General features: G+C 69.8%; 19 protein-coding genes. 2 read left to right on the top strand and 17 right to left on the bottom strand.

The genetic code is table 11. From position 1 onward, the window contains the following. Positions 1–21: 21 nt before the first annotated feature. The 8 genes from E3T37_RS01270 to E3T37_RS01235 form a co-directional block, all read right to left on the bottom strand. Entirely contained in the window at positions 22–1,806 is a 1,785-nt protein-coding gene (locus E3T37_RS01270; protein ID WP_370292144.1) for a glycosyltransferase family 2 protein, read from the bottom strand. Positions 1,807–2,088: 282 nt separating this feature from the next. Then, positions 2,089–3,579: a ribosome biogenesis GTPase Der gene (der, locus tag E3T37_RS01265; protein WP_370261434.1), complete on the bottom strand. Its 1,491-nt coding sequence runs from the start codon at positions 3,577–3,579 to the stop codon at positions 2,089–2,091. Between the two features lie 23 nt (positions 3,580–3,602). Continuing rightward, complete coding sequence (gene cmk, locus E3T37_RS01260; protein WP_134365046.1) at positions 3,603–4,289, bottom strand: (d)CMP kinase; 687 nt, start codon at positions 4,287–4,289, stop codon at positions 3,603–3,605. A gap of 1 nt (position 4,290) precedes the next feature. Then, positions 4,291–5,373, bottom strand: a complete 1,083-nt coding sequence (locus E3T37_RS01255) for a prephenate dehydrogenase (protein WP_241975739.1) — start codon at positions 5,371–5,373, stop codon at positions 4,291–4,293. 22 nt (positions 5,374–5,395) lie between these two features. Beyond that, on the bottom strand, positions 5,396–6,208 hold the full coding sequence (locus tag E3T37_RS01250; RefSeq protein WP_134365045.1) for a pseudouridine synthase: 813 nt from the start codon (positions 6,206–6,208) through the stop codon (positions 5,396–5,398). Further along, entirely contained in the window at positions 6,205–6,825 is a 621-nt protein-coding gene (locus tag E3T37_RS01245; RefSeq protein ID WP_134365044.1) for an SMC-Scp complex subunit ScpB, read from the bottom strand. Before E3T37_RS01245 ends, E3T37_RS01250 begins: the two co-directional genes overlap by 4 nt. Then, positions 6,815–7,624 carry a ScpA family protein gene (locus tag E3T37_RS01240; RefSeq protein WP_134365043.1) on the bottom strand — a complete coding sequence of 270 codons (810 nt, stop codon included), beginning with the start codon at positions 7,622–7,624 and terminating at the stop codon, positions 6,815–6,817. Before E3T37_RS01240 ends, E3T37_RS01245 begins: the two co-directional genes overlap by 11 nt. Continuing rightward, complete coding sequence (locus tag E3T37_RS01235) at positions 7,608–8,528, bottom strand: ParA family protein (RefSeq protein WP_241975738.1); 921 nt, start codon at positions 8,526–8,528, stop codon at positions 7,608–7,610. Before E3T37_RS01235 ends, E3T37_RS01240 begins: the two co-directional genes overlap by 17 nt. A 153-nt stretch (positions 8,529–8,681) precedes the next feature. On the opposite strand from E3T37_RS01235, the gene E3T37_RS01230 reads away from it, so the two are divergent. Both E3T37_RS01230 and E3T37_RS01225 read left to right on the top strand, forming a co-directional pair. Further along, positions 8,682–9,977 (top strand): glycosyltransferase, encoded by a 1,296-nt coding sequence (locus E3T37_RS01230; RefSeq protein WP_241994518.1) that lies wholly within the window; start codon positions 8,682–8,684, stop codon positions 9,975–9,977. Further along, a complete protein-coding gene (locus tag E3T37_RS01225) occupies positions 9,974–10,771 on the top strand; it encodes a PIG-L deacetylase family protein (RefSeq protein WP_134365041.1) in 798 nt (265 codons plus the stop codon). Before E3T37_RS01230 ends, E3T37_RS01225 begins: the two co-directional genes overlap by 4 nt. Before the next feature lie 94 nt (positions 10,772–10,865). Here E3T37_RS01225 and xerD read toward each other — a convergent pair whose 3' ends face one another. The 9 genes from xerD to E3T37_RS17240 all read right to left on the bottom strand — a co-directional run bounded on the left by xerD (position 10,866) and on the right by E3T37_RS17240 (position 20,035). Further along, positions 10,866–11,834, bottom strand: coding sequence for a site-specific tyrosine recombinase XerD (gene xerD / locus E3T37_RS01220; RefSeq protein ID WP_134365040.1), 969 nt, complete (start codon positions 11,832–11,834; stop codon positions 10,866–10,868). Between the two features lie 134 nt (positions 11,835–11,968). Beyond that, positions 11,969–12,646: an NUDIX domain-containing protein gene (locus E3T37_RS01215; RefSeq protein WP_370261363.1), complete on the bottom strand. Its 678-nt coding sequence runs from the start codon at positions 12,644–12,646 to the stop codon at positions 11,969–11,971. A 4-nt stretch (positions 12,647–12,650) separates the two neighbouring features. Next, complete coding sequence (locus tag E3T37_RS01210; RefSeq protein ID WP_134365056.1) at positions 12,651–14,402, bottom strand: CTP synthase; 1,752 nt, start codon at positions 14,400–14,402, stop codon at positions 12,651–12,653. A gap of 44 nt (positions 14,403–14,446) precedes the next feature. Beyond that, a complete protein-coding gene (gene recN / locus E3T37_RS01205) occupies positions 14,447–16,144 on the bottom strand; it encodes a DNA repair protein RecN (protein ID WP_134365039.1) in 1,698 nt (565 codons plus the stop codon). Positions 16,145–16,153: 9 nt separating this feature from the next. Further along, on the bottom strand, positions 16,154–17,074 hold the full coding sequence (locus E3T37_RS01200; protein WP_134365038.1) for an NAD kinase: 921 nt from the start codon (positions 17,072–17,074) through the stop codon (positions 16,154–16,156). Further along, positions 17,071–17,886: a TlyA family RNA methyltransferase gene (locus tag E3T37_RS01195; protein WP_134365055.1), complete on the bottom strand. Its 816-nt coding sequence runs from the start codon at positions 17,884–17,886 to the stop codon at positions 17,071–17,073. The genes E3T37_RS01200 and E3T37_RS01195 overlap by 4 nt, the downstream gene beginning before the upstream one ends. A gap of 41 nt (positions 17,887–17,927) precedes the next feature. Beyond that, positions 17,928–18,110 carry a hypothetical protein gene (locus E3T37_RS01190; protein ID WP_134365037.1) on the bottom strand — a complete coding sequence of 61 codons (183 nt, stop codon included), beginning with the start codon at positions 18,108–18,110 and terminating at the stop codon, positions 17,928–17,930. 10 nt (positions 18,111–18,120) lie between these two features. Continuing rightward, positions 18,121–19,152, bottom strand: a complete 1,032-nt coding sequence (locus E3T37_RS01185; RefSeq protein ID WP_134365036.1) for an HAD-IIA family hydrolase — start codon at positions 19,150–19,152, stop codon at positions 18,121–18,123. Beyond that, a complete protein-coding gene (locus E3T37_RS17240) occupies positions 19,127–20,035 on the bottom strand; it encodes a hypothetical protein (protein WP_241994517.1) in 909 nt (302 codons plus the stop codon). The genes E3T37_RS01185 and E3T37_RS17240 overlap by 26 nt, the downstream gene beginning before the upstream one ends. Positions 20,036–21,865 lie beyond the last annotated feature (1,830 nt).

The following is a 21,865-nucleotide window of genomic DNA, read 5'->3' as shown; positions in this document are numbered from 1 at the left end:
GCGGAAGATGTCGCTGGCCTTCTAGCCGCAGAAGCGCAGGTCGCTGCCCATGGCGAGAAAGTATGGCAGGGCGGCGAACACCACGACGGGGCTGAGCAGCCGGCTGTCGTAGGGGTAGGCCAGCAGGAACATTCGGCCGAAGCTGGCCCAGGCGATCGAGGTCATGTAGTTCACCCGCAGGAACAGCTCGGTCAGGCTGACCGGGTGACCCTGGCGGCGGCGCTCGCGCAGCTGTTGCCAGAGCTTCGGCAGGATCAGCAGCCCGCCGTTAGCCCAGCGCCGCCGCTGCACGATCAGCGAACCGAAGTCGGGCGGGGTGGCGCTGTAGCTGAGGCGTTCGGGGTAGTTCACCAGGGTCCAGCCGTGGGTGCCGAGGTCGATGCTCGACTCGGTGTCCTCGATCACGGTGCGGTCCTGCACGTAACGGCGCACCTCGAAACCGCCGACGGTCTCCACCTCGACGATGTCCTCGAGGGCGCGCTTGCGGATGACGGCGTTCGCCCCCACCCAGAACGTGGCGCCGTAGTGGGACATGCCCTGGTGCAGGATGTGCTGGATGTCGGTGGTCGCCCCGGCGAGCCGCTCGATGCGGGTGGGCGCCCCGCGGAACGACGAGTACGGGGTCTGGGTCACGGCCACGCGGGCGTTGTCGGGCTGCTCGAGGAAGTAGACCAGGCGCAGGCAGTAATCGCGCAGCAGCAGCAAGTCGGCGTCGAGGGTGAGCAGGTAGTCGGAGTCCGACACGACGAAGTCGGCGTCGGCCCGGTCGGCGACGGGACGGAGGATGGTGCCGTCCGGCCCCTCCTCGCGGCGGAAGAAACCGCCCATCAGCCCAATGTAGGCGTTGAGGTTCATGGCCTTGTTCGCCTCGTGCGACAGCGACGCGTAGAGCTTGCGCTCGAAGGTATCGAGCTCGGCGGAGAAGGTCCAGACCAGGCGGCGGTGGAGTTCCAGCATCCGTTCTTTCGTGGGCGCCGTGTTCTCGTCGGCGGCCGCGTTCAGGGCCGTCGCGGTGAGGGCCAGCTCGGCGGACAGGCCGCCGAGCACCTGCTCGACGAAGAAGGTGTCGACGTGGTCGGTGACCTTCTCGGCGGCCTTCATGCGGTCGAGCCAGCCGGCCGCCCAGGAATAGTGGCCGGCCAGCTCCCGCACGGCCTCCACGGACACCGCGGGGTCAGCGGCCAGCTCGAGCTCGCAGATCAGCAGCTCGTCGCTGAATCGCACCCTCGGTTCGGCCAGCGCGGCCTCGATCTGCTGGGCGATTCCCCGCGAGTAGGCGAGGCGCTCGGCCACGACGGCGTCGGTCGGATGCGGCGGGTCGCCCAGGAGCAGCACGACGCGCAGGGAGGGGTACTCCTGCAGCGCCGCTGACCAGAGTGTGGCCCGCACGACGGCGGGTTCCTCGCTGTAGGACGGCACGAGCACGGTCATCGACCGCTGCTGGGCGCCGAAGTGGCTGTCCAGCTCGGCGCGGGGAACCCGCACGTGGTCGCGGAAACGCTGCAGGGCGCCCTGGCGGGCGACCAGGTACATCAGCGCGGAGAAGGTCAGGAATGTGACCACGACGAGATAGGAGATCGCCTCGGTGGTGAAGCGGAAGCTCTGGGTGCCGTTGTTGAGAAACTCGCGCATGATCGTGTAGACGAGGTAGGTCAGCCAGGCCAGCACGGTGACCAGGATGGCGAGGCGCCCCCAGGTGATCTTCGAATCACTGGGGCGGTCGTGCACGATCGGGAGCGGTGTGGTGCTGCGTTCGGAACCGAATTGCCGTTTGCGGGCAGGCGAAGCTAGGGACTTCGTAGGCATGGAGAAGCATCCTCGAGGGGCAGGATTGGAACGATTCGCGCGAGTGGAGGGTCTGGCGAACCTGTGGGGCTGTGGGCACAGACGTGCCACGAGAGATCGGGCACCTCGGATTTCGGGTCCGGTGCCGTGGGGCGTTAGGGCGGGGGGAATGTCAGATGGGTCGTGAATCGAGCTGTGAAAAAACTCGATACGAAAAATGTCGGTGCAGGGCCCGGCAACGTAAAAGACCCCGAACGGGGGTGCCGTTCGGGGTCTTTCAGGTTCGCTGCTGAGGGCTGCGGCTTAGCGCTTGCGCTTCTCGCGCACGCGCATGCTGAGGTTGATCGGGCTTCCCTCGAAGCCGTAGACCTCGCGCAGGCGACGCTGGATGTAGCGACGGTAGCCCGGGTCGAGGAACCCGGTGGTGAAGATGACGAAGGTCGGCGGGCGACTGGACGCCTGGGTGCCGAACAGGATGCGCGGCTGCTTGCCGCTGCGCACGGGGTGCGGGTGCGACGCGGCGAGCTCGGCCAGGAACGCGTTGAACTTGCCGGTGGCGACGCGGGTGTCCCACGACTCCAGCGCCAGTTCGAGTGCGGGGACGAGCTTCTCCATGTGGCGGCCGGTCTTGGCCGAGATGTTCACGCGCGGGGCCCAGGCGACGTGCGCCAGGTCCTGCTCGATCTCACGCTCGAGGTAGCGGCGACGGTCGTCGTCGATCTGGTCCCACTTGTTGAAGGCGAGCACCAGGGCGCGGCCGGATTCGAGCACCAGGTCGATCACGCGCACGTCCTGCTCGCTGATCACCTCGGTCACGTCGATCAAAACCACGGCGACCTCGGCCTTTTCGAGGGCGGCGCTGGTGCGCAGCGAGGCGTAGAAGTCGGCGCCCTGCGAGAGGTGCACGCGGCGACGGATGCCGGCGGTGTCGACGAAGCGCCACACCTTGCCGCCGAGCTCGACCTGCTCGTCGACCGGGTCGCGGGTGGTGCCGGCGAGCTCGTTGACGACAACGCGCTCCTCGCCGACGACCTTGTTCAGGAGGCTCGACTTGCCCACGTTCGGGCGGCCGAGGATGGCGACGCGGCGCGGTCCGCCGACTTCCTGCTTGGCGACGGCGGAGATCTCGGGGAGTTTCTCGAGGATCGCGTCGAGCAGGTCGGCGACGCCGCGGCCGTGCAGGGCAGAGACTGGCCAGGGCTGGCCGAGGCCGAGCGCCCAGAGGCTGGCGGCTTCGGGTTCCTGACGGATGTCGTCGACCTTGTTGGCGACGAGGAAGACGGGCTTGCCGGCCTTGCGCAGCAGGCGCACGACGGCCTCGTCGGTGGAGGTCGGCCCCACGTTGGCGTCGACGACGAACATGACGACGTCGCAGAGTTCGATGGCCAGTTCGGCCTGAGCGGCGACGGAAGCGTCGATGCCCTTGGCGTCGGGCTCCCAGCCGCCGGTGTCGACGAGACTGAAGCGGCGTTCGTGCCATTCGCCCTTGTAGGTGACCCGGTCACGGGTCACGCCGGGGGTGTCCTCCACGACAGCCTCGCGGCGGCCGAGGATGCGGTTCACCAGGGCGGACTTGCCCACGTTCGGGCGGCCGACGATGGCGATGACCGGCAGGGCCGGCAGGTACTGGATGGCGTCGGGGTCTTCGGTCACCGTGTCGAGGACGTCGAAGTCCTCTTCGTCGAGCTCGTACTCGTTGAGTCCGGTGCGGAGTGCGGCAGCGCGTTGCGTCACCAGGTCTTCATCGAGGTCGTCCAGGCGTGTTACCAGCTCGGTGTCGATGGCTGGGATCATGTCGTCGAAGTCGTTGTTGTTGGTCATGCGATGGCCTCGCGGTAGGTATTGATGACGTCGAGGACCGCGTCAATGGTCGCTTCTAAGTCGAGATGAGTGGAATCGACGGTGGTCACACCGTCTGCGGCGCTCATGAATTCGACTACCTGTGAGTCAGCGCGATCCCTCGATCGCATCTGTTCCGCCACGGTTTCAGCCGATTGGGTCGATATTTCCGCAGAGCGCCTAGCCATTCTAGCCTCCTCGGAGGCGGTGAGCAGTATGCGGATCTCGGCGGTGGGGGCCACCACGGTCGTGATGTCCCGGCCTTCGATCACGATTCCGGTGCGCTTCGAGCTCGCGGCGATCGTGCGGAACAGCTGCGTGAGGTGCGCGCGCACCTCCGGGATGCGGGCCACGGAGCTCACGATCGCGGAGACGGCGGGGTCGCGGATCGCGTCGGTGACATCCGTTTCACCGACCCGGACGACGTGCTCGTCGGGGGCGATTCCGATGGAGTAGTCGAAGTCGGCCAGGGCGGCCACGACGGCGTCGGTGTTCTCCGCGTCGATCCCCCGGTCGTTCACGAACCAGGCGAACGCCCGGTAGGCGGCGCCCGTGTCGAGGTAGTCGAAGCCGATGCGCAGGGCCGCGGCGCGGCTGACGCTGGACTTGCCGCTGCCGGCCGGTCCGTCGATGGCGACGATGTGGGGGCTTGAGTGACGACCCATATTAACCAGCAATCCGCCAGCCGCGGGCGGCCAGCTCTTCAGTGAGGCGGGAAACGGCCTCGGGGAGTACGGAGATTTCGGCCAGGCCGATCTGGGCGCCCGGCGAATGCTCCAGGCGCAGGTCTTCCATGTTCACGTTCAGCTCGCCGATCTCGTTCAGCAGCCGGGCGATCTGGCCGGGCCGGTCGTCGATCATCACGATGAAGGAGGCGTAGCGGCGGTCCTGGCCGTGCTTGCCCGGCAGCCGGGAGACGCCGGCGTTGCCGCCGGCGAGTTCCTCGGCCACCTTGCGCCGGGCGCCGGGGGCGGCCGGGTCGGCGAGGGCGTCGATGAACCGGTCGAGGTCTTCGCGGTAGGCGACCAGGATGTCGCGCACCGGGGCGGCGTTCGCGCCCAGGATCTGCACCCACAGTTCCGGGTCGCTCGCCGCGACCCGGGTCACGTCGCGCAGGCCCTGCCCGGCGAGGTTCAAGGCGGAGCCGGGGGCATCCGTTAAACGGCGCGCCATGATCGTGGAGACGACCTGGGGCACGTGGGAGATGAGTGCGACGCCGCGGTCGTGCTCTTCGGGCGTCATCTCGACCAGGGTCGCGCCCAAGTCGAGGATGAGGTCGTCGATCGCGGTGGCCTGCTGGTAGCTGATCGCGTCGTGTGCGGCGACCACCCACGGGCGCCCGACGAACAGGTCGGCGCGACCGGCGAGGGGTCCCCCGCGTTCGCGGCCGGCCAGGGGGTGGCCGCCGATGTAGCGGGACACGTCGGCTCCGCGTTCGCGGAGCTCCTGCAGCGGGGCCAGCTTGACGCTCGCGACATCCGTCACGATCGCCTGCGGGTAGGCGGCGAGTTCGCGCGCGACGATCTCGGCGGTCACGTCGGGCGGCACGCAGACCACGATCAGCTGCGGGGCGTCACCGGGCAGGGCGGCGCGGCCGGCGCCGTAGTCGACGGCGATGCTCAGGTTGGTCGGCGAGGCGTCGTCGAGGATGACGTCGATTCCGCGCGCGCTGAGGCCCAGGCCGACGCTGGTGCCGAGCAGCCCGGCGCCCACGACGCGCACGGGCCCGATCAGGCGGGATTCAACCACGTGGGGACTCCTGACGGCCGGCCTAGTTCTTCGTTTCGGCCCGCGACACGGTGAGCAGCTGACCGAGTTCAACCTTAGTCAAATCGCGCGCATCGCCGACCCGGAGGGTGCCGAGGTGCAGCGGTCCGAACTGGCGGCGCACCAGGTCGACGACGGGGTGGCCGACGGCCTCCATCATGCGGCGCACGATCCGGTTGCGGCCGGAGTGCAGGGTGAGCTCGACCAGGCTGAAGCCGTCGCCGGGAGGACTGGTCAGGATGCGGGCCTTGTCGGCGGCGATGGGGCCGTCGTCGAGTTCGATGCCGTTCTGCAGCAGCTGGATGGTCTGCGGCGACACGCGGCCCTCGACCTTGGCGATGTAGGTCTTCAAGACCCCGAACGACGGATGCGCGAGCACGTGTGCGAGGTCGCCGTCGTTGGTCAGGATCAGCAGGCCGCTCGTCATCGCGTCGAGGCGGCCCACGTTGAACAGGCGTTCCTCGAACTGGTCGGTGAACTCGCGCAGGTCGGGGCGGCCGCTCTCATCCTGCATCGAGGAGACGACGCCGACGGGCTTGTTCAGCATCACGTAGCGGCGGCTGGTGTCCAGCTGCACGGCGATGTTGTCGACCATGATCTGGTCGGAGTCGGGGTGGATGCGGCGGCCCAGTTCGGTGACGACCTTGCCGTTCACGCGCACGCGGCCGGCGGCGATCATGTCTTCGGACACGCGGCGGGAGGCCACGCCGGCGGAGGCCATGACCTTCTGCAGGCGCACGCCGTCGGCGGCGGCCTCCGGGTTGGTCGGCGTGCCCTGGGGCGGAGTCCCCGGTGTCTCCTGGTAGTCATTCGTCATGGCAGATCCTCAAATCCGTTGGCACCGTCATTGAGCAACGGCGATATATAGGGCAACTCGTCGAGCGAGTTGATTCCGAGCTGGGTGAGCAACAAGTCTGTGGTGCCGTAGTTGATCGCACCGGTCTCACTATCGGTGAAGGCTTCGGTGATCAGACCGCGGCCCAGCAGAGTGCGCACGACCGAGTCCACATTAACGGCACGAATCGAGGCTACAGCCCCGCGGCTGATCGGTTGCTTGTAAGCGATCACCGCGAGGGTCTCCAGTGCGGCCTGCGAGAGCCGGCTGGGGTTCTGGGTGACCACGAAGTCGGCCACGGCCAGGTCGTGCTCGGCGCGCACGTAGATGCGCCAGCCGCCGGCCACCTCGCGCAGTTCGAAGCCACGGCGCACGGTGCCGGCGAGGCCGTCGAAGTCGGCCACGAGCCGGTCCACGGCCGCGCGCACCCGGGGCAGCGGGGCGTCGACCGCCGCCGCGAGGTGCAGCAGGCTCTGGGGCTCGTCGGCGACCATCAGGATCGCCTCGAGGGTGCGTTCGAGGGCCGGCTCGGCGGCATCCGTCGGCTGCGTGTTCTGCTCGGCCCGGGCTGGCTGGACGGCGTGAGCGTTACTGGTCATAGTCGGCTCCGAGGTTGGCGAGGGTGTCTTCACTCCAGGATTCGGCGCTCCAGTGCAGGCTGAGGTCGCCGAGCGGTTCGAGCTGGTCGAACGAGATCGCGCCGAGCCGGTAGAGCTCGAGCACGGCCAGGAAACGGGCGATCACCATGCCTTTTTGCGGGGTGTCGACGATCAGCTCGCGGAAGGTGAGGGTCTCCCCCGGGCGCAGCATCATTACGATCCAGGCCGCCTGTTCACGGATGCTGACCAGCGGCGCGTGCAGGTGGTCGAGCCCCACGGTGGGCAGCTCCCGCGGGGTGAGGGCCAGCGCGGCGAGGGCGCCGAAGTCGGCGAGGGAGAGGGTCCAGACCAGCTCGGGGGTCTGTTGCCGGAACTTCTCCTCGAGCCGCACCGCGCGCACGTGCCGGGTGGATTCGGTGTCGAGGTGCTCCTGGAACCAGAGCGAGGCGGTCTTGAACGCGCGATACTGCAGCAGCCGGGCGAACAAAAGGTCGCGGGCCTCGAGCAGGGCGGCGTCTTCCGCGTCGACGAGCTCACCCTGGGGCAGCAGGCCGGCCACCTTCAGATCGAGCAGGGTCGCCGCGACGACCAGGAATTCGGTGGCCTGGTCGAGTTCCTCGGTCTGGTCGAGGCCGCGCAGATAGGCGATGAATTCATCCGTCACCCGGCTGAGCGAGATCTCGGTGATGTCGAGTTCGTGCTTGCCGATCAGGGTCAGGAGCAGGTCGAACGGGCCTTCGAAGTTGCCGAGGGCAACCGAAAATGTCTTCGGAGCAGCCGCGTCAGGCGACGGCGCCACGCTGGATCAGTTCCCGCGCCGCCTGCTTGTAAGCCTTGGCGGCCGCGTGCTCTGGCGCGAATTCGGTGATCGGCACCCCGGCGACGCTGGCATCGGGGAACTTGACCGTGCGGCCGATGACGGTCTCGAGCACGCTCTCGCCGAAGGCGTCGACGACGCGCTCGAGCACCTCGCGGGAGTGCAGCGTGCGGGAGTCGAACATGGTCGCGAGGATGCCGTCGAGCTCGATGGCGGGGTTGAGGCGGTCGCGCACCTTGTCGATGGTCTCGATCAGGAGGGCCACACCGCGGAGGGCGAAGAACTCGCACTCGAGCGGGATGAGCACGCCGTGGCTGGCGGTGAGGGCGTTCACGGTGAGGATGCCGAGCGAGGGCTGGCAGTCGATCAGGATCACGTCGTAGTCGGCGGAGATCTTGCGCAGCACCCGGGCGAGGATCTGCTCGCGGGCGACCTCGTTGACCAGGTGCACCTCCGCGGCGGACAGGTCGATGTTCGCCGGGATGATGTCGAGGTTGTGCACGGACGTCTTCTGGATGGCGTCGTGCGGGTTGACCGATCCGCTCAGGAGCAGGTCGTAGATGGTGGTGACGTCGTGGGTGGGCACGCCGAGACCGGCGGACAGTGCGCCCTGCGGGTCGAAGTCGATGGCCAGCACGCGGCGGCCGTAGCCGGCCAGCGCGGCACCCAGGTTGATGGTGGTCGTCGTCTTGCCGACGCCGCCCTTCTGGTTGCACAGGGAGATGATCCGGGCCGGGCCGTGACTGACCAGTGTCACCGGCTCGTCGAAGTCGCGCTTCGGGCGCCCAGTCGCACCGACTGGTACCTCGTCCAGACCGGGGAGTCGTACCCGGTCATCTTGCTTGCGCGCCACTGAGATGTCCCCGATCCGTCCTGCACCAATCACTGTGTTCGAGTGTACCGATTCACGGGGGCACATTTGGGCAGGGATCGCCGAAAAGGCCGGTCTGCCAGCCAAATCCGGAGGTGAATCCGCGTCTGGGGGGACGCTGTGAACCGGCACAGGGGGCGTCACAGGCTGGTGAGTTAAGATTTCACAGTGCCTCACCTCTCTGCGCCCGTCCCTGCGCCTCTCCGTATCGCGCTCGTCTGCCTGCACACCTCGCCGGGTGCCGAGCCCGGTTCCGGCGACGCCGGCGGCATGAACGTGGTCGTGCGGCACCAGGCCGAGGCCCTCGCCGCCGCCGGGCACCAGGTCGAGATCCTCACCCGGCGCTCCTCGACCGAGCTGTCCGACGTGCAGCTGACCCCGGGGGTCACCCTCCGGTTCCTCGACGCCGGCCCGGCCCGTCCGGTTCCCAAGGGCGACCACGAGGGCTTCATCGACGCGTTCCGGGTGCGGATGGCCGCGCTGGGACCGTACGACGTCATCCACTCGCACCACTGGTTCTCCGGCATGGCGGCCCTGCCGCTGGCCCGCCTGCGCGGTGTCCCCCACGTGCAGAGCTTCCACAGCATCGCCGCGGACGAGTCGACGCCGCTGTCGGCCGGCGAACGCGCCGAATCCCCGGGCCGGATGGCCGGGGAGGCCTGGCTCGCCCAGACATCCGACGCCATCGTGGCGATCAGCGAAGCCGAGGCCGACACCGTCGTGCGGCGGCTCGGCGGGTCGCCGGACCGGGTTGCGATCGTGCTGCCGGGCGTCGACGGGACGCTGTTCCGGCCGACCGGGGTCGCTTCGGCGGCCGGGGTCACTTCCCCTGCCGAGGTCACTTCCCCGGCCGGGGCCTCCTCGCCTGCCGGGCGGGGCTACGCCGTCGTCGCCGCGCGCCTGCAGCCGCTCAAGGGTCTGGACCTCGCGATCGAGGCGATCGCGGCCGTGTCGGCGGAGCTGCGCCCCGAACTCGTGATCGCGGGGGACGCCTCCAGCGACTACGACGGGTACATCGACGAGCTGCAGGCCCTCGCGGCCCGCCACGGGATCGCGTCGGGCGTGCGTTTCGTCGGCCCGCAGTCCCGCGCCGACCTGGCCGGGCTGCTGCGCGGTGCCCGGGTGGTGCTGGTGCCGTCCCACTCGGAAACGTACGGCCTGGTCGCGCTGGAGGCTGCCGCCAGCGGCGTGCCCGTCGTCGCCGCCGCGGCCGGCGGGTTGCGTGAGGCCGTGGTCAACGGGGACACGGGGGTGGTGCTGGACTCCCGGGATCCCGAGGTGTGGGCGGAGGCGCTCACCGGCATCCTCTCGAACCCCGCCTTCGCCCGCCGGCTGTCCCTGGCCGCCCGGGAGCGGGCGGAGCACCTGGACTGGCCGCGCTCGGCGGAGGGTCTGCTGGCGGTCTACCGTTCGCTCGTGGGCCCCGGCGACGAGGGTTGGCGGCACACGCTCCTGAGCGCATGAGCGGGGCTGGCGGCGCTGCTGATTTTGACCGGCCGGGCTTCGGCGGGCCGGATTTTGACGGGCCGGGCCTTCTGGACGGGGTGGCGTCGGTGCTGTTCGTGCACGCGCACCCCGACGACGAGACCATTTCGACCGGCGCTCTGATCGCGGAGCTGGTGGCCCGCGGCATCCGGGTGTCGCTGCTGACCGCCACCCGCGGCGAGCAGGGCGACGTCGTGCCGGGGCCGCTGTCGGTGCTCGAGGGCACGGATGCGCTCACGCACGAGCGCGAGCAGGAGTTGCGGCGGGCCGCGGAGACTCTCGGCATCGCTGCGCGGTTCCGGCTCGGTGAACGTCCCGCGCGGGCCGGTCACCTGCAGCGCCGCGTCTACCGTGACTCGGGCATGAAGTGGATCCGCCCCGGGCTCGCCGGGCCCGCCGACGACATCGACGATGACGCCCTGGTGCGGGCGCCGCTGGCGGAGGTGGCCGCCGATGTGGCCGCGCTGATCGCGCAGCTTCGGCCCGACCTGGTGATCAGCTACGACAACGGCGGCGGCTACGGGCATCCGGACCATGTACGCATGCACGAGGCGACCCTGGCGGCCTGCCGGGCGGAGAGCGCACCGTTCGCCGAGGTCGTGCACGATCCGGCCCCGGACGCGGAGTGGTTCGCCCTCGACCGGCACCTCGCCACGGTGACCGCAGCCCTCCGCTGCCACGCCAGCCAGCTCACCGTCGACGGCGCGCACATCGTGCACTCGGGCGGGCAGCGCGAGCCGATCACCCTGGCCGTGGGGCTCCGCGCCCTCTGACCCGGTCTGCGCCGCTCCCACGGGGGCCGCGATAGTTCCCGTTCCGGTCGAGAGTGACCGTTACACCGGGCACTCTCGACCGGAACGGGAACAGTTAGGCGGGGTCTGGCCCCGAGGGCGGGATAGGTGAGACGGGCGGGACGGGCGAGGACGGGACCGGCGGGACCGGCGGGACCGGACGGGCGCGGGGGTGCGCGGTCGTGTACATGTCGCGGAGGGTGTCGGCGGTGACCAGGGTGTAGATCTGGGTGGTGGCGACCGAGGAATGGCCGAGCAACTCCTGCACCACGCGCACATCGGCCCCGCCCTCGAGCAGGTGGGTGGCGAAGGAATGCCGCAGCGTGTGCGGCGACACGTGCCCCTCGAATCCGGCCCGCTCGGCGGCGGCACGGATGATCAGCCATGCATTCTGCCGGCTGACCCGCTGTCCGCGGAGGCCGAGGAACAGGGCCGGAGTGGCCTTGCCTCGCCCCGACAGCAGGGGCCTCCCCCGAACCAGCCAGATGTCGAGGGCCGTGCGCGCGAAGCTGCCGACGGGCACGATGCGCTGCTTGTTGCCCTTGCCGGTCAGGCGCACGACGTCGGGCTCGAGCACGTCGTCCACGTTGAGATTGACCACCTCGGACACCCGTGCGCCGGTGGCGTAGAGCAGCTCCAGCAGGGCCTTGTCGCGCAGGTTCTGCACCTCGTCGCCGTCGGTCGCCGCGAGCAGGGCCGTGACCTGCTCGACCGAGATGGCCTTGGGCAGCCGGGTGCCGAGCTTCGGCGGCTTGGACTCGTGCGCGACATCCGTCTCGACCACGCCCTCCTCGAGCAGGAACCGGTGGAAGCCGCGCACCGTCGACAGGATGCGCGCGATCGACGCCGCCGTCAGCGGCGACTCCTCCCGGGAACCCAGGAACCGCACGAACTCGGAGATGTGCTGCGCCGTGATCCCGGCCAGCGCGGCGAGGTCGGCGGCGGCGAGCCAGCGGCCGTAGATCACGAGGTCGCGCCGGTACGCGGCGACGGTGTTGGCGCTCAGCCCGCGCTCGACCGCGACGTGCCGCAAAAAGGAATCCATGGCCGAAGCCACGGCCGGAGCAACCGTCGGAGTATCAGCCGGAACCACGGCTGAGCGCGCAGCCGCAGTCGCAGCCGAAGGCACAGCCGCTGCCGGCACCACAGCCGACTCCCCGCCCGCAGCCGCCGGGGCGGTCACACCTCGTGGTCCCAATTGGTCGGATGCCGCGGCCACGGCGTGTCCGCCGGCGCGAGGCTGCTCCACCCGCGGGCCCGGGCGGCGTGCGCGGCCAGGGCGCCGATCACGAGCGACGGGTTCTGCACCTTGCTCGCCAGGATGGCGTCGACGCACTCGTCAAGGGGAACCCAGCGGATCTCGATGTCGGCTTCCTCCTCGGTGCGCGCGAACACGTCGTCGGCGACCGCCAGGCCGCGGGCCAGGTAGATCCGGATGACCTCGTTGCTGCCGCCCGGCGAGGTGTAGAACTCGCTGAGCATGTCCCAGCGGGTCGCCGTGAGGTCGGCTTCCTCGGCCAGCTCCCGCTGCGCGCCGACGAGCGGGTGTTCCCCGGCTTCGTCGAGCAGGCCGGCGGGCAGTTCCCACTCCCGCACGCGCACCGGATGCCGGTACTGCTTGATCAGGAGTACGCGGTCCTGCTCGTCGAGGGCGAGGATCGCCACGGCGCCCGGGTGGTCCAGGTACTCGCGGATGATGCCCGAGCCGTTGTAGCCGAAGGTGTCGCGGCGCACGTCCCAGACCTTGCCGTCGAAGACGATCTCGGTGGCCGTGACCGGCGCGAACGCGAACTCGTCCGCCAGCGCCGACGGGTCGGATCCGGTGGAGTTGTCGGCGCTGACCGAGGTCTCAGTCACGGCGTCAGACAACGGCCGGGACGTCGAGATCGTCGACGGCTTCGCCCGCCTCGACCTCGAACAGACGGCTCGACTGCTGGCGGTCCAGGGCGGCGCCGATCAGGCCGCGAAACAACGGATGCGCGTGGCTGGGCCGGCTGCGCAGCTCCGGGTGCGCCTGCGTGCCCACGTAGAACGGGTGCTCCGAGCGCTTCAGCTCGACGTACTCGACCAGATGGCCGTCGGGCGAGGTTCCGGAGAACCACAGGCCGGCATCCGCGATCTGGCCACGGAACGCGTTGTTGACCTCGTAGCGGTGGCGGTGGCGCTCGGACGCCTCGGGGGCACCGTAGAGCTCCGCGACGATGGATCCCTCGGCCAGGGCGGCCGGGTAGAGGCCCAGGCGCATGGTGCCGCCCAGGTCGCCGCCGGCGATGATCTCGACCTGCTCCTCCATGGTCGCGATCACGGGGAACTCGGTGTCCTCGTCGAACTCGGAGGAGGAGGCGCCGGTCAGACCGGCCTTGTTGCGGGCGTACTCGATCACCATGCACTGCAGGCCGAGGCAGAGGCCGAGCACGGGGATCGCGTTCTCGCGGGCGAACTTGAGGGCACCGAGCTTGCCCTCGATGCCGCGCACGCCGAAACCGCCGGGAACGCAGATGCCGTCGAGCTCGCCGAGCAGGCGGGCGGCGCCCTCCTCGGTCTCGCAGTCGTCGGAGGCGATCCAGGTGACGTTGACCTTGGTCTGGTTGGCGAAACCGCCGGCGCGCAGCGCCTCGGTCACGGACAGGTAGGCGTCGGGCAGGTCGATGTACTTGCCGACCAGGCCGATGGTGACGGCGTGCTTGGGCTCGCGCACGGCGTCGAGCACCTTCTGCCAGCCGGTCCAGTCGACGTTGGTGACGGGCAGGCCGAGGTGGTCGGTGATGTAGCGGTCCAGGCCCTGGTCGTGCAACATGGTCGGGATCTCGTAAATGCTGGGCACGTCGATCGCGTTGACCACGGCGTCTTCGTCGACGTCGCACATGAGCGCGATCTTGCGCTTGTTCGAGTCGGAGACGGGACGGTCGCTGCGCAGCACGAGCGCATCCGGCTGGATCCCGATGGAACGCAGGGCGGCGACGGAGTGCTGAGTCGGCTTGGTCTTCTGCTCGCCCGCGGCGGCCATGAACGGCACCAGCGACACGTGCACGAAGAAGACGTTGTTGCGGCCGAGCTCGTGGCGCACCTGGCGGGCGGCCTCGAGGAACGGCTGCGATTCGATGTCGCCGACGGTGCCGCCGATTTCGGAGATGATGACGTCGGGGCGCAGCTCGTCGCTGGCCTGCAGGCGCATGCGGCGCTTGATCTCGTCGGTGATGTGCGGGATGACCTGCACGGTGTCGCCGAGGTATTCGCCGCGGCGTTCCTTGGCGATGACCTGCGAGTAGACCTGGCCGGTGGTGACGTTCGCCGCCTGGCTGAGGTTGATGTCGAGGAACCGCTCGTAGTGGCCGATGTCCAGGTCGGTTTCGGCGCCGTCGTCGGTCACGAAGACCTCGCCGTGCTGGAACGGGTTCATCGTGCCCGGGTCCACGTTGAGATAGGGGTCGAGCTTCTGCATGACGACGCGGAGACCGCTGGCCGTCAGGAGATTGCCGAGGCTGGCCGCCGTCAGGCCCTTGCCCAACGAAGAAACGACACCACCGGTCACAAAGATGTGCTTGGTCGTGTCGTCGCGTGCTGAGCCGTCAGAGCGTGCTGAGCTGTCTGAGCTGTCTGAATTGTCCGAGATTTTATTTTCCACCACGGGCTTCGACTCTATCACCTGGGTTCGGCCTAACGGTTGGAGTGGGCAAGGTTCATGAGTTCGCGCGCGTGTTCGAGCCCGCTTTCGGAGTCGGGCAGTCCCGACAGCAGCCGGGCCATCTCGGCTGCGCGTTCGTCGCCCTGCAGCTGGCGAACGCTGCTGGCGGTGACGGAGCCGTCGCTGTCCTTGACGACGCTGAGGTGGTTGCCGGCGAAGGCGGCGACCTGCGCCAGGTGGGTGACCACGATCACCTGCGCGGTTTCGGCAAGCCGGGCGAGTCGGCGGCCGATCTCGATCGCCGCGGCCCCGCCCACTCCGGCGTCGACCTCGTCGAAGACGAAGGTCGCCACCGGGTCGGTGGCGTTGATGACGACCTCGATCGCGAGCATCACCCGGGACAACTCGCCACCGGATGCCCCGCGGGCCAGGCTGCGCGGCTCGGCGCCCGCGTGGGGTCGGAGCAGGATCTTGACGAGGTCGCGCCCGGTGAGCGAGATCTCGGCCCGGCTGTCGACCTCGACGACGAGGGCGGCATTGGGCATCGCGAGGGCGGCGAGTTCGCCGGTGACGGCGGCCCCGAGCGACGCGGCCGCCGTGGTGCGGATGGCGGTGAGGCGGTCGGCGAGGGCGTCCATGGCGGCGCGGTCGGCGTCCGTCTCGGCGCGGAGGGCGTCGATCCGGTCGGTGTCGCTGTCGAGTTCGAGCAGCCGGGCGCTGCCGGTGTCGAGGAAGTCGATGGCTTCGTCGAGGCCGCCCACGTATTTTCGGGCCAGGGCGGTCAGCGCGGCGCGGCGTTCCTGCACGACCTCGAGTTCGCGGGCGCCGTCGGCGTCGAGGCCGGCGAGGTAGCTGGAGAGCTGTGCGGCGATGTCCGCGACCAGGAAGCCGGCGTTCGCGAGCGCCTCGGCCAGGGGCGGCAGGGCGGGGTCGTGCTCCCCGGCGCGCTCAAGCCGGCGTCGGGCGGAGTCCAGCAGGGAGACGGCGTCGGGCAGTCCGTCGGGGTTCTCTTCGGCGGAGAGCAGTTCCCGGGCCTGGGCGGCGGCGAGGCGCAGTTCTTCGAGGTTGCCGAGGCGTTCGGCCCGTTCGCCGAGCGCGTCGTCTTCGCCGCGTTGCGGTGCGACGAGTTCGACCTCGGCGATGGCGGCGCGCAGCTCTTCGGCTTCCAGCCGGCGCTGCTCCTGCTCGTCGACGAGACGGTCGAGGTCGGTCTGGTTGCCCTGCCACCGGTGGTAGGCGAGCTGGAAGAGGTCGAGGGTCTCGGCGAGGTCGGGGCCGGCGAACCGGTCCAGGGCCGCGCGCTGGGCGACGGCCGACCGCAGGCGCACCTGGTCGGACTGCCCGTGCACGACGACCAGGTCGCCGCCGAGGTCGGCGAGCACACTCGCGGGAGCGCCGCGGCCGCCCACGACGGCCCGGCTGCGTCCCTCGGCCGAGACCGATCGGCTCAGGAGGAGCTCCGGCCCGTCGAGGTCTCCCCCGGCGTCCCGCACGCGCTGCGCGACGGCGCCGTCGGCGGGGATCAGCCAGCGGCCTTCGACCCAGCTCTGCGTCTGGCCCTGACGCACGAGCCCCGGGTCGGCCCGGTCGCCGAGCAGCAGGCCCAGCGCGGTGACGACCATGGTCTTGCCCGCGCCGGTCTCCCCGGTTACGGCGGTGAAACCGGGGCCGAGCGGCAGGGTGGCCTCCCGGATCACGCCGAGATCCCGGATCACGAGTTCCTCGATCATGCGGAACCCCTATTCACGGCCGACCGGGCCTCTCCAGCCCGTCACGGGCAGGTTGAACTTGTTGACCAGGCGGTCGGTGAACGGGGCGACGTGCAGCCGGGCCAGGCGCACCGGGACGGGCGAACGGCGAACGATCACGCGCGACCCCGGCGGCAGGTCCTGCACGCGGCGGCCGTCCGCGCAGAGCACCGCGGCCCCGCCGGTGCGGGCGAGAACCTCGACCGCGAGCGACGAATCCGGGCCGACGACGAGCGGCCGGGCGAAGAGGGCGTGCGCGCTGAGCGGCACGAGCAGGAGGGCGTCGAGCGTCGGCCAGACGATCGGGCCGCCGGCCGAGAAGGCGTAGGCGGTGGACCCGGTCGGCGTGGACATGACCACGCCGTCGCAGCCGAAGGAAGAGAGCGGCCGGCCGTCGACCTCGATCACGACCTCGAGCATCCGTTCGCGGCTGGACTTCTCGACGGTGGCCTCGTTCAGCGCCCAGGTCTCGTAGATCACGTCGTCGCCGAGCTTGACCCGCACGGCCAGGGCCATGCGTTCCTCGACCAGGTAGTCGCGGGACAGGGCGCGGCGCACGGCCTCGCCGAGGTCGTCGCGTTCGCTCTCGGCCAGGAAGCCGACGTGGCCGAGGTTGATGCCGAGGAGGGGAGCGGAGCAGCCGCGCACGAGCTCGGCGGCGCGCAGGATTGTGCCGTCGCCGCCGAGCACGATGGCGAGTTCCAGTTCGGTGGTCTCGACGCTCTCGTGCAGGATCGCCAGGCGATCGGTGAGTTCTGGGCAGGATGCGAGCAGGTCGGCCCGCTCCTCGCGGGCCATCACGGGCGCCGCACCGGCGGCGAGGAGCTGCTCGCAGACGGTGACCGCGGCCTCCAGCGAGTCCCGGCGCCCGGTGTGGGCGACGACGAGGAAGTGGCGGGGTGCTTTGCTCATTTCGTCACTCCCACCAGTGCAGTCGTCTGCTCGATCCATTCTGTCGGATTGCTGCCTCCCGTGCTGGTCAGCCAGCACAAATACTCGCGGTTCCCGGCCCCACCGGCGATCGGCGAGGCAATCAGGCCGCGGGTGCCGAGGCCCAGGTCCCAAGCTGCCCAGAGCACCCCGGCGATTGCGTCGGCCCGGAGGCCCGGATCGTGCACGACCCCCTCACGGATGCTGCCCTTGCCGACCTCGAACTGCGGCTTGATCAGCAGCACGAAATCGGCGCCGGGCAGGGCGGTGGCCACCAGCGCGGGCAGAACGGTGGTCAGGGAGATGAACGAGAGGTCGCCGACGACGAGGTCGGCGCGCTGCGGCACCCCGCAGGCGGCCGCGATGGACTCGGCGGTGGCGTAGCGCAGGTTGAAACCCTCGACGAGCACCAGCTTCGGTTCATTGGCGAGCAGAGGCGCGAGCTGCCCGTGCCCGACGTCGACCGCGATCACCTGGCCGGCGCCGCGTTCGAGCAGCACCTGGCTGAAACCGCCCGTTGACGCGCCGGCATCCAGCACCGTGCGGCCGGCCACCGGCAGCTCGAAGACGTCCAGCGCGGCGATGAGCTTGTGGGCACCGCGGCTGACGTAGTGGTCGGTCGCCGCCACCTCGATGGTCTGGTTCTCGCGCACCTTCACGGATGCCTTGACCACCGGTTTGCCGTCGACCGTGACCAGCCCCGCCACGATCAGCTGCGCGGCCACGGTTCGCGACCGGGCCAGCCCGCGTTCGGCGAGGGCCGTGTCGAGGCGCTGCGGCTCAGGTTCGGGCATCTCGTCGGGTACAGGGGATTGGTCGGGCATCTGTCCCTCGGTCATGAGTTCGTCGATCGTGGAACGTCTCCACCCTCGAGGTGGTCGCGCAGCCGGTCGTGCACCTGCACGTACGCGGCTGCGCGCTCCTCCAGGGGCTGGTCATCGATCGCGGCGAGCTGGCCGACGAGTTCGTCGGCCAGCCCGTCCGCGGTCGAATCCTGGTTCACGTCGTCTGTTTTCACGACTTCAACGTTACCGTCCGAGATACAGTCGCTCCGGGACGTTGAGCCCGTAGATGGGGCGACCGGATGCCCAGATCACGGCGCAGGCGGCGCGGAGTAGGTTGATGGCGCCATCCCCCTCGGCCACGATCTGCACGTCGGCGCCCTGGATCCGCACCGTCGCCCCGGCGACCGTGGCGGAGGTGCCATCCTTGGAGAAGACGGTCTCCGGGTACGGTTCGTGCAGCTGGCGCAGATCGTTGAGGATGAACTGCGGCCGGGAGGTGGGGTCGGCGGCCAGGGCCTGCTTGGCCTTGTCGATGCCGGTGAGCACCAGTACGGCCGGGATCCCGGCGCGGTTGGCGCCGAGGATGTCCGTGTCGAGGCGATCGCCGATGAAGAGCGGCTGGGCGGCCTGGAACCGGTTGACCGCCTCCGTGAAGATGGCGACCTCCGGTTTGCCGGCCACGATCGGCAGACGCCCGACCGCGGTGTGCACCGCGGAGACGAGCGTGCCGTTGCCGGGAGCGATCCCCCGGGCGACCGGGATGGTCCAGTCGGTGTTGGTGGCGATCCAGGGGATCTGCACCCCGTCCTCGTTGGGGTGAAGAGCGAAAGCGGCTTCCGCGAGGTCCTTCCAGCCGAGTTCGGGCGAGAAGCCCTGAATCACGGCGGCCGGCTCGTCGTCGGCGGACCGGGTGACGACGAAGCCACCCTTTTCGACCTCGGTGACGAGCCCCTCTCCCCCGACGACGAGGATGCGGGATCCGGCGGGCACCTCGTTCGCGAGCAGCCGCACGGCGGCCTGGGGCGAGGTGACGACATCCGTCGCCGTGGCATGCAGGCCGAGCTCGGTCAGGTGCGCGGCGACGGACCGGTCGGTGCGGGACGCGTTGTTGGTGAGGTAACCGACCCGGGCGGTTTCCGCCGCCCGGTTCAGGCTCTCCACGGCGAACGGGATCGCCCCCGGACCGGTGTAGACCACACCGTCCAGGTCGGCGAGGACGACGTCGACGCCGGTCAGCGGGGTCACCGGCTCAGGCACGCGGCGACGCCTCAGCATCCTGCTCCGCCCCGTCGTCGGGGTCGGACGCGGAGTCGCCCTCGTCGTCGGTGTCTTCGTGGTCGTCGTCGTCTTCCTCTTCGGTGTCTTCGTCGTCGTCACTGTCGGCAACGTCGTTCTCGCTGACGTCGTCGCCGAGTTCAGTTCCCTCGAATTCCTCGTCTTCGTCGTCTTCTTCGTCGATCTCGAGGATCTCCATGGTTTCATCCAGGTCGGTCGTGCCCGAGACGGCCGAGTCGGCACGTTCGGCCCGCTCGTTCCAGAGTTCGGCTTCGTCTTCACGGCCGAGCTCGGCCAGAACCTCGGCGTAGGCGGCGAAGAGTTCGGCGCTGTAGGAGTACGCGGTCTTCGGGTCCAGCTGCGGGATCTGCAGTTCGCTCAGAGCGGCCTCGGTCTCGCCGAGGTCGAGGCGTGCGCCCGACATTGCGATGGCCAGGGCCACCTGAACGGATGCCGGCAGCGAGGAACGCTCGACGGAGCGTCCCAGCTCCAGCGCCCGGTCGGGGCGACCGACACCACGCTCGCTGTCGACCATCAGTGCCAGCTGGTCGTTCGAGCCGGAGATGCGACGGTAGGTGCGGAGTTCCCGCAGTGCGAGGGCGAAATCGCCGGTCGCGTAGGCGGTGATCGCCAGGCTCTCGCGCACCACGGCGATGCGCCCGGCCCGACGGGCGGCGGACATCACGTGGCGGTGGGCGAGTTCCGGATCCTCGTCGATGACGCGCGCGGCCATGGCCAGGTGGCGGCCGACGGCCTCCGCGTTGTCCTTGCTGAGGGTCTTGAGTTCATTGCGGGCGATCCGGTCCAGATCCTGCGACGTGATGTCGTCGGGCAGTTCCGGGTCGTCGTGACGAGACCGCACGGAGCGGAGCTCGCGCTGCATGCGCTGCTCTTCGGTCATCTCCTCTTCGACGACGCGCGCATCGCGGTCGCCGCGGGCCGGAGCGCCGTCGCGGGTCCACAGCTTCTTGCCGGCGTCGCCGCGCGGTGCACCGGCGCGGTTCGGCGAACCGCCGCGCTGGGTCCACGGCTTGTCGCCGCCCTGCTGGGGGCGGTCACTGCGCTCGGGACGTGCGCCATCCTTGGTCCACGGCTTGCGCTCCGCGCCGCCGCTGGGTCGGTCGCTGGATCGGTCGGAGTTGCCACGGTTGTACGCAGGACGCTCGCCGTCCTTCGCCCACGGCTTGCGCTCCGCGCCGCCACTGGGCCGGTCGGAGTGGCCACGGTACGGAGGACGCTCGCCATCACGCTGCGGACGGTCAGAGTTCCCACGGTACGGAGGACGCTCACCATCGCGCTGCGGACGATCAGAATTGCCGCGGTAGGGGGCACGCTCGTCGCCGCCGGTGGGGCGCTCGGAATTGCCACGGTAGCCGCCCGTGGACGGGCGATCGGAGTTACCACGGTAAGGAGGACGCTCGCCGCCGCTGCTGGGACGCTCGGAGTTTCCACGGTAGGGGGCACGCTCGCCGCCACCGGTGGGGCGCTCGGAGTTGCCACGGTACCCACCCGTGGACGGACGCTCGGAGTTACCACGGTAAGGAGGACGCTCGCCGCCACCGGTGGGGCGCTCGGAGTTGCCACGGTAGGGAGGACGCTCACCATCGCGCTGCGGACGATCAGAATTGCCACGATAGGGGGCACGCTCNGAGTTCCCACGGTACGGAGGACGCTCACCATCGCGCTGCGGACGATCAGAATTGCCACGATAGGGGGCACGCTCGCCGCCTCCGGTGGGGCGCTCGGAGTTGCCACGGTAGGGAGGACGCTCACCATCGCGCTGCGGACGATCAGAATTGCCACGATAGGGGGCACGCTCGCCGCCACCGGTGGGGCGCTCGGAGTTGCCACGGTAGCCGCCCGCGGACGGGCGGTCGGAGTTACCACGGTAAGGAGGACGCTCGCCATCACGCTGCGGACGATCGGAGTTCCCACGGTAGGGGGCACGCTCGCCACCACCGGTGGGGCGCTCGGAGTTCCCCCGGTACGGAGGACGATCGCCGTCCTGCCGCGGTCGATCCGACCGGCCCTGGTAACCGCCGGAGCGACGTTCGTCGCGTCCGCCGTCGCGTGATTCGTTATCGTGCGATCCTGTGGGGCTCACTGTGTCTCCTGTGTAATTGTGCCTGTCATTTCGACAGACTCTTCAATCGTAACTTAACGCCAATTGGCCACCCCGAGAGGTGGCCGTATTGGTTGTTGTGACTGACTCAGGTCCGGCGCTGTCCTTCCCACCCCGGTCTGCGCAACGAGACACTCTCCCCCAGGGCCCAACGGCTGTGCCTGTTCCGGTCGAGAGTGGCCGGTAGCGCGGTCACTCTCGACCGGAATGGGCACTCTCGCCGGATGGTTCGCATGCCGGCAGCCCTCTGCGTGCACCTGGCAGACGGATGTGGCGCAGGCGGCAGCGGCGGCGTAGCCGCGACTTCACGAGCAGGCTCCCCCACGAAGACATTCTGGTCCCGGTGGCCGTGGTCTTGCGCGCCGAGGCCGGCCGGGCGCCGTCCCTCCCCCGTTGTCGTTGTCGGGGCGCAGGTTGTGCTCGCGGGCGCAGGATTTACCGTGCGCCGGCGGGCACAGGGTGCGCCGCGACGGCGCCCCCTCCCGGGCCGGGCCGGCCCCGGAGGCACCCGGGCCGCCCGGAGTGTGCCTGTTCCGGTCGAGAGTGCCCGGTAGCACGGTCACTCTCGACCGGAACGGGCACTCTCACCCG

The organism is Cryobacterium sp. TMT2-10, assembly GCF_004403075.1.
Classification (GTDB): Bacteria; Actinomycetota; Actinomycetes; order Actinomycetales; family Microbacteriaceae; genus Cryobacterium; species Cryobacterium shii.
This window is presented reverse-complemented; position numbering and strand designations above follow the sequence as displayed.